The organism is Paracoccus subflavus (genome assembly GCF_004310345.1).
Lineage (GTDB): Bacteria > Pseudomonadota > Alphaproteobacteria > Rhodobacterales > Rhodobacteraceae > Paracoccus > Paracoccus subflavus.
Map to the genome: position 1 here is coordinate 20,490 of NZ_SISK01000007.1, position 13,788 is coordinate 34,277.

At 66.3% G+C, this 13,788-nt stretch carries 11 protein-coding genes and 2 tRNA genes; 4 read left to right on the plus strand and 9 right to left on the minus strand.

Going from position 1 to position 13,788, the window contains the following annotated elements:
• Positions 1-62: 62 nt before the first annotated feature.
• The 3 genes from argF to EYE42_RS10185 all read right to left on the minus strand — a co-directional run bounded on the left by argF (position 63) and on the right by EYE42_RS10185 (position 3,311).
• On the minus strand, positions 63-989 hold the full coding sequence (gene argF / locus EYE42_RS10175; RefSeq protein ID WP_130991224.1) for an ornithine carbamoyltransferase: 927 nt from the start codon (positions 987-989) through the stop codon (positions 63-65).
• Positions 990-1,169: 180 nt separating this feature from the next.
• Positions 1,170-2,336 (minus strand): aspartate aminotransferase family protein, encoded by a 1,167-nt coding sequence (locus tag EYE42_RS10180; RefSeq protein ID WP_130991225.1) that lies wholly within the window; start codon positions 2,334-2,336, stop codon positions 1,170-1,172.
• 141 nt (positions 2,337-2,477) lie between these two features.
• Entirely contained in the window at positions 2,478-3,311 is an 834-nt protein-coding gene (locus tag EYE42_RS10185) for an ABC transporter permease (protein ID WP_246020710.1), read from the minus strand.
• A gap of 116 nt (positions 3,312-3,427) precedes the next feature.
• Between EYE42_RS10185 and EYE42_RS10190 the strand changes: the two genes are divergently transcribed.
• Positions 3,428-4,036: a GcrA family cell cycle regulator gene (locus tag EYE42_RS10190; protein WP_130991226.1), complete on the plus strand. Its 609-nt coding sequence runs from the start codon at positions 3,428-3,430 to the stop codon at positions 4,034-4,036.
• 55 nt (positions 4,037-4,091) lie between these two features.
• Here the strand turns inward: EYE42_RS10190 and EYE42_RS10195 are convergent, their stop codons facing one another.
• Complete coding sequence (locus EYE42_RS10195) at positions 4,092-4,544, minus strand: BLUF domain-containing protein (protein ID WP_130991227.1); 453 nt, start codon at positions 4,542-4,544, stop codon at positions 4,092-4,094.
• Between the two features lie 170 nt (positions 4,545-4,714).
• Positions 4,715-6,496: a Pycsar system effector family protein gene (locus EYE42_RS10200; RefSeq protein ID WP_130991228.1), complete on the minus strand. Its 1,782-nt coding sequence runs from the start codon at positions 6,494-6,496 to the stop codon at positions 4,715-4,717.
• Between the two features lie 205 nt (positions 6,497-6,701).
• On the opposite strand from EYE42_RS10200, the gene metG reads away from it, so the two are divergent.
• From metG to EYE42_RS10215, 3 genes are all read left to right on the plus strand, one after another.
• The gene (metG, locus tag EYE42_RS10205) at positions 6,702-8,420 is read left to right on the plus strand and encodes a methionine--tRNA ligase (RefSeq protein ID WP_130991229.1); all 1,719 of its coding nucleotides are present in this window, start codon (positions 6,702-6,704) and stop codon (positions 8,418-8,420) included.
• The gene (gene rocF, locus EYE42_RS10210) at positions 8,387-9,337 is read left to right on the plus strand and encodes an arginase (protein ID WP_130991230.1); all 951 of its coding nucleotides are present in this window, start codon (positions 8,387-8,389) and stop codon (positions 9,335-9,337) included. Before metG ends, rocF begins: the two co-directional genes overlap by 34 nt.
• 55 nt (positions 9,338-9,392) lie before the next feature.
• Positions 9,393-9,477: transfer RNA gene (locus tag EYE42_RS10215), tRNA-Leu, on the plus strand.
• Positions 9,478-9,552: 75 nt separating this feature from the next.
• On the opposite strand, the gene EYE42_RS10220 is transcribed toward EYE42_RS10215, so the two are convergent.
• The 4 genes from EYE42_RS10220 to EYE42_RS10235 all read right to left on the minus strand — a co-directional run bounded on the left by EYE42_RS10220 (position 9,553) and on the right by EYE42_RS10235 (position 13,777).
• Positions 9,553-9,628 (minus strand) — tRNA-Thr (locus EYE42_RS10220).
• A gap of 77 nt (positions 9,629-9,705) precedes the next feature.
• Positions 9,706-11,517 (minus strand): heme biosynthesis protein HemY, encoded by a 1,812-nt coding sequence (locus tag EYE42_RS10225; protein WP_130991231.1) that lies wholly within the window; start codon positions 11,515-11,517, stop codon positions 9,706-9,708.
• A gap of 9 nt (positions 11,518-11,526) precedes the next feature.
• Positions 11,527-13,023: a COG4223 family protein gene (locus tag EYE42_RS10230; RefSeq protein WP_130991232.1), complete on the minus strand. Its 1,497-nt coding sequence runs from the start codon at positions 13,021-13,023 to the stop codon at positions 11,527-11,529.
• A gap of 91 nt (positions 13,024-13,114) precedes the next feature.
• A complete protein-coding gene (locus EYE42_RS10235; protein WP_130991233.1) occupies positions 13,115-13,777 on the minus strand; it encodes a uroporphyrinogen-III synthase in 663 nt (220 codons plus the stop codon).
• Between the last annotated feature and the right edge of the window lie 11 nt (positions 13,778-13,788).

Here is a 13,788-nt window from a genome sequence, read left to right on the forward strand (position 1 = left end):
GATGCGTCAAACAGGAAACAGTTTCTTGAAACCTGTCCGCCGGCTGCCCGCTGGAATCTCGCTCAGACGTCCAGGCACCAGCGCATGATCGCCTTTTGCGCATGAAGGCGGTTCTCGGCCTCGTCCCAGACGACGGAATGGGGGCCGTCCATCACGGCGCTTGTCACCTCATCCTCGCGATGGGCGGGCAGGCAGTGCATGAACAGCGAATCCGGCTTGGCACGGGCCATCAGCGCCTCGTTCACCTGATAGCCGCGCAACTGGTTGTGGCGGCGCTCCTTGGCAGATTGGGGATCGTGCATGCTGACCCAGGTATCGGCCAGAACCAGATCCGCCCCTTCCAGGGCGCGGGCCGGATCACGCTCGATGATGGCATCGACGCCCTGGCCGCGGGCAAAATCCAGCGCCTCGCGTTCCGGGTCCAGCGGCGGGGGTCCGCTGAAGGTGAAATTGTAGCCGAACTGACCCGCGCCATGGATCACGCTGGCGCAGACGTTGTTGCCGTCGCCCACCCAGACCACCTTGCGGCCCGTGATCGGGCCGCGATGTTCCTCAAAGGTCATCACGTCGGCCATGATCTGGCAGGGATGGGTGCGGTTGGTCAGGCCGTTGATGACCGGCACCGTTGCGTATTCCGCCATTTCCAGCAGGGTCGCCTCCTCGAAAGTGCGGATCATGATCAGATCGACATAGCGCGACAGCACGCGGGCGGTATCGGCGATCGTTTCGCCATGGCCCAACTGCATTTCCGACCCCGACAGGACCATGGTCTGCCCGCCCATCTGGCGCACGCCGACGTCAAAGCTGACGCGTGTGCGGGTCGAGGGCTTTTCGAAGATCAGCGCGACCATGCGGCCCGCCAGCGGCTGGTCGTCGTCGGGCGCGCCCTTGGGGCGATGGTTGCGGGCGGTCTTCATGGCAAGCGCCTGGTCGATGATCGACCGCAGATCCGCCTTGCCGGTGGTATGAATGTCCAGAAAATGCTTCATCTTTGTAGCTCTCGCGGTTTGAGCAAGGAAGCCCGGTCGGGCAGCCAGGGTCAAGAGGGGGGCCTGCCCCGTCGCGCGGGGCGATACCCCGATGTGTTCCCAAGAAGAAGCTGTCGTCGGCACGTGCCCCGGCAACGCAACGCATCCGCGCCGCCGTTGCCGTTCCGGTGCCTTGTCCGCTCAGGCAAGGCTTGCCGCCGCCCGGTCAAGCCGGTCCACGGCCTCGGCGATCTCGGCGTCGGTGATGTTCAGCGGCGGCAGCAGGCGCAGGGTATTGTCGGCAGCAGGCACGGTCAGCAGGTGCTGAGCATAGCTGGCCGTGACCAGATCGGTCGGCGCGACCTTGCACTTCAGCCCCAGCATCAGGCCCTGCCCCCGGACACTCTCAAAAACATCTGGATGCGCGGCGACCAGGCCCTCCAGCCTTTGCCGGAACAGGGCCGCCTTGCGGTTCACCTCGGCCAGGAAGGCGTCGTCGGCCACGATCTCCATCACTCGCGCCCCTACCGCACAGGCCAGCGGGTTGCCGCCATAGGTGGACCCGTGCGTGCCTGCGACCATGCCGGCGGCGGCCTTTTCGGTCGCCAGCACCGCGCCCAGCGGAAAGCCGCCGCCGATACCCTTGGCGATCATCATGATATCAGGCGCGATGCCCGCATATTCATGCGCGAACAGACGGCCTGTCCGGCCCATGCCGCACTGGACCTCGTCCAGCACCAGCAGCGCGCCGGACTGGTCGCACATGTCGCGCAGGCCGCGCAGGCATGTGTCGGGCAACGGACGGATGCCCCCCTCGCCCTGGACGGGCTCGATCATGACAGCGGCGGTATGGTCGCCAAGGGCGGCGCGAAGGGCATCGTGATCGCCCCAGGGCAGTTGGCGGAAGCCGGGCATCAGGGGACCAAAGCCCTTGGTCATCTTTTCCGACCCCGCCGCCGCGATGGCGCCGGTAGAGCGGCCATGGAACGCCCCCTCGAAGGTCAGGATCTCGGTGCGGCCCTCGCCCTTGTCATGCCAGTATTTGCGAACCATCTTGATCGCCAGTTCGGCGGCCTCGGTCCCGGAATTGGTCAGAAACACCGTGTCGGCAAAGGTATGTTCCACCAACAGGTCGGCCAGCCGTTCCTGCTGGGGGATCTGGTACAGGTTCGAGACATGCCAGATCTTGCCCGCCTGTTCGGTCAGCGCAGCCACCAGATCCGGGTTCGCATGGCCCAGCACATTCACCGCGATCCCCGATCCCAGATCCAGATATCGGCTGCCGTCCGTGGCGATGGCCCAGGTTCCCTCGCCCCGCTCAAAGGAAATGGGCGCGCGGTTATAGGTCGGCAGGACGTGCGAAATCATAGGGGGCTCCCCGATTGGCAAAGACGGATTGTAAGGACAGACGGAATCGGACGGTGACGAGGCGTCAACGTCGCGGACGGGCGAGGATTGCGGTCCGGGCGATCATGGTCCGGCCATAGCGCCGAATCGGCGTCCATGCAATCACGCTTTCATCCGATAGCCGGTTTTCAGCCAGCGCCAGGCCAGCCACAGCACCGCGGCCACGCAAGCCGTGCAGACGACCGCCCCGCGCCAGACCGGTGCATCGCTGGTGCCGGTCACGCCATAGCGGGCGCCGTCGATCAGGTAGAAAACCGGGTTCCAGTGCGACAGGGTGCGGAACGGTTCCGGCAGGGCCTCGACGGAATAGAAGGTGCCCGACAGAAACGACAGCGGCGTGATGACGAAATTGGTGATCGCGGCCATCTGATCGAACTTCTGCGCCAGAATGCCGGCCAGCACCCCCAGGCCCCCCAGCAGCAACGCGGCCAGCAGGATGAACAGACCCGTCCAGGCGGGGTGGGCGATTCCCTGCCCCGTCACCAGCACCATGCCCGTTCCGATCACGGCAGCCACCAGCCCGGCGCGCGCCACCGACCCCGCCAGATACCCTGCCAGCAGCTCGCCCGCCGACAAGGGCGGCATGAGCGTATCGACGATGTTGCCCTGCACCTTTGCCGATGTGATCGAGCTTGAGGTATTGGCGAAGGCGTTCTGGATGACCGTCATCATCAGGATGCCCGGCCCCAGAAAGACCAGATAGGGCAGGCCCATCACCTGCCCCCGCCCCTGCCCCAGGGCCAGCGCGAAGACCAGAACGAACAACGCCGCCGTCATCAGCGGGGCAAAGACCGTCTGCTGCCAGACGGCCATGAAGCGCATCACCTCGCGCCGGGCAAGGGTCCACAGCCCCAGCCAGTTCACGCGGCCGAAACGGCGGACGCCCATTTGGGCGCCTTCGGGAACGATCCGGCGGGGTGACGAAAATGGGGGCATCCGGCGGTCCTTGAATTCTTGCACACTGGCCGCTAAATCTCGGCATCCCGTTTCTGACGGGGGCAATCGCAGGTTTCAAGATGGGGCGGCCGACGGACCCGCCCGGAAAGGCAGTCATGTCCTGGACGGATGAACGGGTCGAAACGCTGAAGCGGATGTGGTCCGACGGCCAGTCGGCCAGCGCCATCGCCAAGGAACTGGGCGGCGTGACCCGGAACGCGGTCATCGGCAAGGTCCACCGCCTTGGCCTGTCGAACCGCAATGACGAACCCGAAGCCCCCGCGCCCGCCCCCGAGCCCGTTTCCGAAAAACCCGCGGATCGCAAGCCTGCCGCCGCCGCGCCACAGGCCGTCCGCCCCGAACCGCAGCCGGAGCAGGCCGTGGAACCTGCCGGCCCCGCCGAGGAACAGCCGTTGAGCCAGCCCAGCTTTTCCCCCGTCCCCCGCCGCCCCATCGTGCCTGCGGGTCAGCCCCTGCCGCCCCAGCCTTCGGCCAACGAGATCAGCCCGGAAACGCTGGCCTCGGTCCGCGAAGTCGAAAAGCGCGCCCGCAAGCTGACCCTGATGGAATTGACGGAACGGACCTGCAAATGGCCGATCGGCGATCCCGCGACCGACAGGTTCTGGTTCTGCGGCCTGCCCAGCCAGGCTGGCAAACCCTATTGCGAGGCCCATGTCAGCGTGGCCTTTCAGCCGATGAGCTCACGCCGCGACCGGAGACGCTGAGCAGGCGCGCCCGACACAGGCAGTCCGGCCGCCGAACGGGTCGTTCCGGTCCGGATCAACCTGCTTTTAGCGAATGCAGAAAGGCATTGACCCGGCTGACATAGGCTTGGTGATCGTCGGTCCGGTTGCCCCAGTCGGCCAGCCAGTCGAACAGCGACGCGGCCTTGGGGTCCGAAAAGTGCATCTCCCACCCCTCGAACAGGCGCTCTGTGAGTGTTCCCTGATCGAGGATGGTCATGTTGAGATGCCGGTCATCGTCGCGGAGGATGTCAAGAAGCTGGAACACCTGTTGCCACGGTCCTTCCAGCCATTGAAAGAACATGCCGTTTTCATAGTGCAGGCACCCTGTCAGACCCCGCGTCCGGTTGCGATGCCGGGCCTTTTCCAGAATCTTGTCGATCCCTGCGGAATCCAGGTCCGGCTGTGCCATGCTGCGATAAAGGCAGTATCCCAGCTTGTTGTCGGTCGCAGGGCTCCAAAGGCGGTCTGCTGGCGAATGATCTTGCACCGGCGGGCTTTCGTTTGGTGATTAGACACGGAAAGATTATGCGTTTTATGCACGAACTGCAACTGTAAGGATATTCAACATTGATCAATTCGCCTTTTATGAAAAGGCGAACGGATTGGGGGCAAACCGGGCGCCCGCGTCCCGGTTCCGGTTCCGGCATCAGTCTGCCGCTACTGCGCCAGTTGCCCGTAATCCAGCATCATATAGCGGGCGGGTTCGTTCTTGTCCGCGCTGCCTTCGTCGCTCATGATCAACAGCCGGGCCTCGCCTCCCAGGATGATCGAATCGATCGATTCCACATTGTTGAGATTGATCATGTCGGGCAGCGCGATCGGTTCGGGCTGCATGACGGGATTGCCGCTCCAGCGCCACATCTGGGAAAAACGGTTTCCTTCGTAACCCTCAAGCTCATTCACGATCAGGAACGAATCCAGAACTGGATCATAGCTGAGCGCGCGGATCCCGCCGCCCTGCAATTCCAGCATGATCGGCGCACCGAACCGGGGCGCGGCCTGCTGGTCGAACATCTCGTCCGGGTTTTCGATGACAGCGATCAGGCCGCGGCTGCCCGCCATCGGCGCGCGCAGGCCGACATACAGGTGTCCCGTCTCGGCCACATAGGCAAGGCCTTCGACATTTAACTGCGCCATGTCCAGATGTTCGCCCGTTTGCTCCAGCACCATTTCCCGCAACGCACGGTCGCCTGCCAGCGCGTCGCGCAATCCGCCATAGGACGCGATCTCGCCCACGCTGCTGCCGGAAATGCGAAACCGCAGCATCTGTTCGCGGTCGGCCTTGCGGTCGCCATCCTTGGTCAGCGAATGCGAGGTGGTGGCGTAAATCCTGCCCGACTGGTCGATAGACAACCCCTCCAGATCGGTAAGCTTGCGGCCGAACGCACGCATCATCCGCACGTCCAGGCCGTTGTCCTCGACCAACATACCGCTTTCGTCGATGGTCAGCAGGTTCAAGGCCCGCGATGCCTCGTCCTCGACCACCAGCAGCCGCCCGTCGGGAAGCTGCTGCACGGCCGAGGGCTCATAGATGTCATCGAAGGCGCCGATGCCCATGTTGCGCAGCCTCAGGCCGGTATCGGCGGCAACCGGAACCACCGTCAGCCACAGCTTGAGCGCCAGAAAGGACAGGATCGTCGCCAGCAGGCCCCAGCGAAACACAGTATAGGACATGTTCAGCAGCCGGAACTTGCGATCAGCCGTCTGTCCCAGCCAATAGAGCTGATCGCTCATGCTGTGATAAATGCGGCCGCGATCCCGGATCAGCGCCTGCATCTCGGCCCAGTATTCATCGCGGCTCAGCCGTACGCGCTGCTCATAAATCAGCACGTTGCCGGGGCCTTCGCCGTTGTTGCCCTGACGGGCGCGCATCACATAGGCGCGCAGATCGCGCAGCCGCGCCTGTCGGCGCCGCACGGCACCCGCCCAGTCGCGCAGTCCGGAAAACAGGTCGCTGCGTTCGGGCGAGGCCGACAGCAGGGCAAAGGCAATGGACGCCGCAGCAGTGATCAGGAACACCCCGGCCGGAAACAGAAACGCAGGCGATGACGCGAAAATGAAGGCCCCCGAGATCATCAGCGCCGAGATGATGAACCCGTTCAGCGAGATCATGATGTTGGCCTTGGTGGCCGCCAGGGCGATGGTGTCCAATTCCGCGCGATAGCTGTTGCGGAACATCGTCTCGACCGCCTTTTCACTGCCGGGCTGCTTGAGCTTCTTTGCTTTCTTTTCCGTCCCGGCTGTTTCGATCAAAGGGTCAACCTCGGTAGCGGCCTGTTCCGCTGCCGCCCCGTTGTCACTGTCGATCGCGGCAGGAACTGCCCCGACCTCCTCTGCCCCGGGCGGCGAGGATTGTGGCGAGGGCTCGTCTTGCAGCGGCAGGGCCGGACCCGCCTCGGCCGCCGCGTCGTCGCGTTTCGACTTTTTGACCTTTGGCATTCCCTGTTCCCCACGCCCCTTGAGACACCGTGCCACAAATTCGTCATGAATATGTCATGGACATGCTTATGCAAGGTCTGCCGATCGTTCTTGCGCGAAAGAAAGCTGACGGTGGATGGCGGTCCGCCCCGAAAGGCCCGGATGCGCGGGACTTCCCCTTGTGTCCCATCGCGGCTACACAGGCGCCGACCCAAAGGACGCGACCATGGCCCGCCATCTGATTACCTCTGCCCTGCCCTATATCAATGGCATCAAGCATCTGGGGAACCTCGTGGGATCGCAACTGCCCGCCGATCTTTATGCCCGCTATCTTCGGGCGCGAGGGCATGAGGTGATGTTCATCTGCGCCACCGACGAACACGGAACCCCCGCCGAACTGGCCGCCGCCAAGACCGGCGAACCGGTCGCTGACTACTGCGCGCGGATGCATGGGGTGCAGGCAGAGCTGGCGCGGGGCTTCGGCCTGTCTTTTGACCATTACGGCCGGTCGTCCAGCCCGCAGAACCGCGCGCTGACCCAGCATTTCGCCGGCAAGCTGGCCGATAACGGCTATATCGCCGAGGTCAGCGAGAAGCAGGTCTATTCCATCGACGACGGTCGCTTCCTGCCCGACCGCTATATCGAGGGCACCTGCCCCAACTGCGGCTATGACAAGGCGCGCGGCGACCAGTGCGAGAACTGCACCAAACAGCTTGATCCAACCGACCTGATCGACCCGCGCAGCGCCATCAGCGGCAGCACCAACCTGGAAGTGCGCGAGACCAAGCATCTGTATCTGCGCCAGTCCGCGCTGAAGAACCAGATCGCCGCCTGGATCGACAGCAAGACCGACTGGCCGATCCTGACCACGTCCATCGCGAAGAAGTGGCTGAACGACGGCGAGGGCCTGCAGGACCGGGGCATCACCCGCGACCTGCACTGGGGCGTGCCCGTCCGGCGCGGCGACCAGCCCTGGCCGGGGATGGAGGGCAAGGTCTTCTATGTCTGGTTCGACGCCCCCATCGAATACATCGCCGCCACCGCCGAATGGGCCGACGCGCATGGCCAGCCCGACAGCGCATGGCGCCGCTGGTGGCGCCGCGACGAGGGGGCCGAGGACGTGACCTATACCCAGTTCATGGGCAAGGATAACGTCCCCTTCCACACCCTGTCCTTCCCGGCCACCCTGATCGGGTCGGGCGAGCCGTGGCGGATGGTCGATTACATCAAGTCCTTCAACTATCTGACCTATGACGGCGGTCAGTTTTCCACCAGCCAGGGGCGCGGCGTCTTCATGGACCATGCGCTGGAAATCCTGCCGGCCGATTACTGGCGGTGGTGGCTGCTGTCCCACGCGCCGGAATCGGGGGACAGCGAATTCACGTGGGAGAATTTCCAGCAATCTGTGAACAAGGATCTGGCCGACGTGCTGGGCAACTTCGTCAGCCGCATCACCAAGTTCTGCCGCTCGAAATTCGGCGAGGCCGTCCCCGAGGGCGGCAGCTACGGGCCGGAGGAAACCGCACTGATCGACGCCCTGACGGCCCGCATCCGCGCCTATGAGGGTTTCATGGCCGCGACCGAGGTGCGCAAGGCCGCCTCCGAACTGCGCGCCATCTGGGTGCTGGGCAACGAATACCTGCAATCCGCCGCGCCCTGGTCCACCGTCAAGACCGACCCCGACCGCGCCGCGATGCAGGTGCGCCTGGGCCTGAACCTGATCCGGCTTTATGCGGTGCTGTCGGCGCCCTTCATTCCCTTCGCCGCACAGGCAATGCTCGAGGCGATGAGGACGGACGACACCACATGGCCCGACAATGTGGATACCGCAATGATCGCCCTGCCCGCTGGCCACGCGTTCCTGGTTCCCGATGTGCTGTTTGCCAAGATCACCGACGACCAGCGCGCCGAATGGGAAGGCCGTTTCAAGGGCGTGCGCCAGTGACCCATTGCATCCTGATCGGCGCGCCCATGGATGAGGGCCAGCGCCGCCCGGGCTGCCTGATGGGTCCGGCGGCCTATCGCGTGGCCGGGCTGGCACAGACGCTGGCCACCCTGAACCATTCGGTCGAGGATCGGGGCGACCTGTCCCCGCCCCCGGTGCCCGAAGCGGTCTGCGCCAACCCGGCCGTCCACCACCTGCCCGAGATGCTGGCCTGGACCCGGGCGCTGCGCGAGGCGATGGCCGATGCCCTGCCGAACGGCCTGCCCATTGTCATGGGCGGAGATCATGCCCTGGCGCTTGGCACCGTGGCCGGGGCTGCGGTTCATGCCCACCGGCAAAAGCGCCCGCTGTTCATCCTGTGGCTGGATGCCCACAGCGACATCCATACCGTCGAAACCACCACCTCGGGCAACCTGCACGGCACGCCCATCGCCTATGCGCTGGGGCTGCCGGGCTTCGATCCGTTTCCGCCCTTTCCCCATCCGGTGCCGGGACAGAACATCTGCATGTTCGGCATCCGCAGCGTCGATCCGGCGGAACATGCCGCGATGCTGGACATCGACATCACCGTCAACGACATGCGCGTTCTGGACGAACAGGGGATCGTCGCCCCCCTGCGGGCCTTTCTGGACCGGGTGCGGGCGGCGGACGGGATGCTGCACGTCTCGCTGGACGTGGACTTTCTGGACCCGTCCATCGCCCCTGCCGTGGGAACCACCGTTCCCGGCGGCACAACCTTCCGCGAGGCGCATCTGGTCATGGAGCTTCTGCACGAGTCCGGCCTGGTGACATCGCTCGATCTGGTCGAGTTGAACCCCTTCCTGGACGAACGCGGCCGCACCGCCAAACTGATGGTGGATCTGGTGGGCAGCCTCATGGGCCGCAAGGTCTTCGACCGCCCGACCCGCAGCTTCTAGACTGCAGCGCCCGCCCCTTGCCAATCCCCGCCCCGCCCGTTAGCGAAATCCGGGTGCGGGCGTGGCGGAATGGTAGACGCATGGGACTTAAACTCCCTGGAGCCTGGCTCGTGCGGGTTCAAGTCCCGCCGCCCGTACCAAGATCACGGCCCATATGCCGACCGCCAGCCCGATCGGGACTGGCCGTTTCTGGACTGGCCGTTCGGGACTGGCACTGGTGCCGGTGAAGGGACTCGAACCCCCGACCCCATCATTACGAATGACGTGCTCTACCAGCTGAGCTACACCGGCATCTGGTGAGGCGCCCGATAGCAGGTTCGCCAGCAGGGGAAAAGGGGGCGCGACCTATTTTCTGCGCGCCCCTCGCATTATCGCCGCTTTGCCGCCGGGGCGGTTGACTCGGTCCAGCCGGCATCCTCGGGCGGAAGGACATCGGGGCGGACCATCTCGGGTTCCAGCCTGGTTGCCGATACCGGCCGTGCGATGCCGTCGGGCTGCGGTGCCGGGGGTGCGGCCTGGGGGATTTCCGAGGCGGACACCGGATCGGCCTTCCGAAGATCGGGTTCAGGCGTGGTGATCGTGCTGACAGGTTCAACCGTCACATAATCCGTTTCCCGCGGCACCATGCCGGGGGCGACATCCGCGATCTCGACCCGGTGGGGCGGCGAGGCTGGCGCCGCCGGCTGGCCGACAGACCGTCGAGGGGCATCAACGCGGCCTGAATCCGACCTGACCACCGGCGGTTCGGGCATGATTACGGTGGCCTCGGTGGCCTCGGTCGGTGCCGGAGCGTGCGGCAGTGGCCCGATCAGCAGGGGCAGCATCTCGGCCCCCGAAGTCGCCATGATGGCAGGACCGCGCTGGTCGGGCTCGCGCCAGCTCAGCGTATCAAAGCCGCCGCAACTGTCGCAGGTGGGCGACCATTCGGCCATGACGTTATGGCACTTGTCGCAGACCCATTGCGGGCCGCGCGATGCCGTCAGCGCCCGCGCCAGATAGCCGCGGACAACGCTGTCGTCCGCACCCTCGCCGCGTTCCACCGCCGCCATGATCGACAGCGTGCGCACCGTGGGATGGGTTTCGGCCAGATTGCCCAAGGCGCGGCGTGCGCCAGGGAAATCCTCGGCCGCCAACAGCAGTTCGGCCCGCAGCAGGCGCGATTCCTCGTTGTCGGGATTTTTCGCGATAAGGCGCTCGAATCGGGACAGGCGGGCCGAGGGCGTCTCGTCGGGCACGATCTCGGCATAGGCCGCGGCGATGTCGGGATGGGGGCGCACCGACCAGGTCTTTTCCAGCACCCGCGACGCGTTGCGGAAATCCTTTTGCGCGACATAGCTGCGCGCGGCCAGGACCGCGGCCGGGATCAGGTCGGGCGAGGCCTTGGCCGCCGAAATGGCCGCCTCGCGCGCGCTGATGGAATTGCCTTGGGCCAGAACCTCGCTGGCCTCCTTCAACGCCAGCACCGCGTCGCGGCGGATATGCACGTCCTTGGGCAGCTCGCCCTGGCGGCGCTTTTCCCTGAGCAACTGCCGCGCGCCCTTCCAGTCGCCCTGCTTCATTTCCAGCGCCAGAAGCGTGTCCTGCAACTCGCGGTGGCGGGGCTTGAGGGCATAGGCCTTTTGCGCCAGCAGCAGCGCGGTCTGGGTATCGCCCGCATCCATACGCTGACGCATCAGCCCCCGGATGCCGACGAACCGGGTCCGGTCATCGTCCAGCAGCCTGCGATATACCTGTTCGGCCCGCGCCGCGTCGCCCGCCGTTTCTGCGGCCTGCGCGGACAGAAGGTTAGTGATATGCGGCATGTTCAGGTATTTTTCGGCCTTGGCCGCCTTGTCCTGCGCGAGCTTCCCCTCGCCCGAGGCGACGGCCAGCATCCCCTCGCCCAAAGCGGTATAGCCCTTGCGTTCGCGCGATCGGGCGAAATAGCGGTCGATGGCCGTTTCATCGCCTGCCAGAAAGCGGACAAAGGCCAGAAACAGGCCCAGCAGCTTGAAGACCAGCCAGGCCAGCACCATCAGCACCACGAGCGCCACGACCGCCTTGACGGGGCTGAGGACGTATTCGACCCCCCCGTATTCCAGGCGCAACACCTGTCCGGTTTCGGACAGCCGCATGGCGCCCAGCGAGATCACCAGAACGACGGCAAAGAAGAACAGGATTTTAAGCAGGGACAGAAACATCGCCGGACCTCAGTTCGAAGGGACCGACAGGTCGGACAACGCCGCCTGCGCATCACGATAGGCCGTTGCATCGGCCAGCCAGTCCGCCATGACGGGGGCAGCCCGCGCCGGTTCCGGCAAGACTTCCAGTTCGGCCACGGCATCGCCGATCCGGCCTGCCTCGACCGCCACGCCGGCCCGCGACAGGATTGCATCAGGGTCGCTGCCCTCGCGCGGGGCGACCGACCGGGCGCCGGTCTGGGCGCGCAGGAAATTGGTGAAAAGGTTGCCGTTGCCCGCCGTGCTGTCCTGCCGCAGCGAGGCGCGCAGCGCGGCACGGGCAGCCTCGGGAAAACGGGCTTGCAGACTGTCCAGGCTGGGCACCTCTCGGGCCAGGGCCTCGGGGGTTTCCAGCCCGGCGCCTTCCAGCGTCTCGCGGGCCTCGTCGGGGGTCACGCCCCGGTCCAGCGCGGATTGCAGCGCGGTGACGGCGGCAACCGCCTCGGCGCGGCGGGTGCTTTCGGCGGCGGCCTGCTGCAACCGCTCGGCCTCGGCCTGGGCCTCGTTGATCTGCGCCTGCGCGGCCTGGGCGGCGGTCTGGATCTGCTGTTCCAGCGTGTCGGCCTGGCCGGCCAGGGTTTCGACCCGTTCGGCCAGGGCGGGGTCGATCTGGGGACGGTCCAGCAATTCCTGAATCCGTGCCGCCTGCTGTTCCACCTGCTCGCGCAGGGCGGCGACCTCCTCGACCGAGACGGCGGGGGCCTCGGGGGCGGCGGTCACGGGTTCCGCCGGTACGGCCTCTCCGACCGGGGCCTCTCCGACCGGGGCGTCGGCAGTCGCGGCTTCGGCGGGTTCCGCCGGCATGGTCAATTCCTCGCGCAGCGCGGCGATCTGCTGGGCCACGACGGATTCGGCAGTGGATTGTGCCGTGGATTGGGCCGTGGCCTGGGCCGCTTCCTCGGCGACGCTGACGGCCTCGGCGCGAATCGCGTCGATATCCACCTCGGGCGCGGGGGCTACGGCTTCGGTCTCCTCCTGCGGCAGCCAGCCTGCGGGCAAGTTCGGCAGCGCCCAGATCGTGGCGGCCGATCCCAGCCCGGCCGCGACCACGCCACCCAAGAACACCGGCCAGAATCCGGTCTTGCGCACTGCGGGAACAGCCGCCCCGGAGGGAGCAGGCGGCGCGGACGAGGGACGCGTTTCCGGCGTGTCGCGATCAACCGTCGCGGCCTGGACATCCTGCGCCATTTCATCCTGCGCCCTGTCATCGGCGCGGGCATCGGAGACAGAAGCTCCAATCTTGCGGCGTGCCGGCGGGTTCTGCCCTGTTCCATCGCCCAGCAAGGTGGACTTGACGGGCGCGATCTCGCCCCCGGTCGCGGCTGCCGCGCGGCCATCGCCCGGCGGGATCGGCGCCGACGCGATCACACCCGGATCGGCCGCAGCCTTTCGGGCGGGCGAGGGTTGGGTCGGCTGGTCGGCGGTTTCGGCTTTTTCCGGGCTTTTGGTCTTGTCTGGCTTTTTCACGTCATGTCCCCGTCATCGCGGCCCGGTTCCGGCCGCGTCTTGGCCCCGCAGCCTAATCAGACGGGGGCCGCTTCTCAACCCGCCCTGCGCATCATTGTTCCGCCACGGGCAGGCGGTTGATCGCCACAGCCATGGCGGCGACATCGGGGGCATCCGCGACCCCCTGCCCCGCCTTCGGCCCATGCCAGGCAGCCATGGCGGCGGGGCTGATCGCGACAGGCCACAGGGGTGCGCGCGCACCCGCCACCGCGTCCGCCACCAGCCTTGCGCTGCGGGGCGAGAACAGCGGCAGCACCACCGGGGCCCGGCCCACCAGAGTGCCCCGCGCTGCGGCGTTCAACGGTTGGGCCTGCTGGTCATAGACCACCATTCCCGGCACGGGCAGTGTGCGCGCCAGATGCCGCCCATGGGGATGGACCAGGGGAACCGGCGCCGCTGCGATCAACGGCAGCAGGCTTTCGGCACATCCGTCGCCCGTGCGCACGTCAAACCCTGCGGCCCGGGCGACCTCGGCCGTCCGCCGGCCCACGCAGATCGCCAGCCGGCCCCGCCCAGGCCCCGCCGCGGCGACCGCATGGGCCGAAGTGAAGACCAGCCCGGCCGCCCTGTGCAAGGCCGCGCCGTCGTGATCCACCGCCACGATCCGCAGGATGGGCGAGATCACCGCCCGCCAGTCCGGCAAAAGCGCCGCGAACCGGCGCGAATCCGCAGCGGGGCGGGTCAGCAGCAGAATCGGGCGCTTGGCGCTGGACATTGGCAATTCCC

What these genes read in the sequence shown, in the direction of transcription:
- metG (WP_130991229.1), top strand. Translation starts at nt 6,702, where the DNA reads ATGGCCCGCCATCTGATTACCTCTGCCCTGCCCTATATCAATGGCATC.
- EYE42_RS10180 (WP_130991225.1), bottom strand. Translation starts at nt 2,336, where the DNA reads ATGATTTCGCACGTCCTGCCGACCTATAACCGCGCGCCCATTTCCTTT.
- rocF (WP_130991230.1), top strand. Translation starts at nt 8,387, where the DNA reads ATGGGAAGGCCGTTTCAAGGGCGTGCGCCAGTGACCCATTGCATCCTG.
- EYE42_RS10185 (WP_246020710.1), bottom strand. Translation starts at nt 3,311, where the DNA reads ATGCCCCCATTTTCGTCACCCCGCCGGATCGTTCCCGAAGGCGCCCAA.
- EYE42_RS10190 (WP_130991226.1), top strand. Translation starts at nt 3,428, where the DNA reads ATGTCCTGGACGGATGAACGGGTCGAAACGCTGAAGCGGATGTGGTCC.
- EYE42_RS10225 (WP_130991231.1), bottom strand. Translation starts at nt 11,517, where the DNA reads ATGTTTCTGTCCCTGCTTAAAATCCTGTTCTTCTTTGCCGTCGTTCTG.
- EYE42_RS10235 (WP_130991233.1), bottom strand. Translation starts at nt 13,777, where the DNA reads ATGTCCAGCGCCAAGCGCCCGATTCTGCTGCTGACCCGCCCCGCTGCG.
- EYE42_RS10200 (WP_130991228.1), bottom strand. Translation starts at nt 6,496, where the DNA reads ATGCCAAAGGTCAAAAAGTCGAAACGCGACGACGCGGCGGCCGAGGCG.
- argF (WP_130991224.1), bottom strand. Translation starts at nt 989, where the DNA reads ATGAAGCATTTTCTGGACATTCATACCACCGGCAAGGCGGATCTGCGG.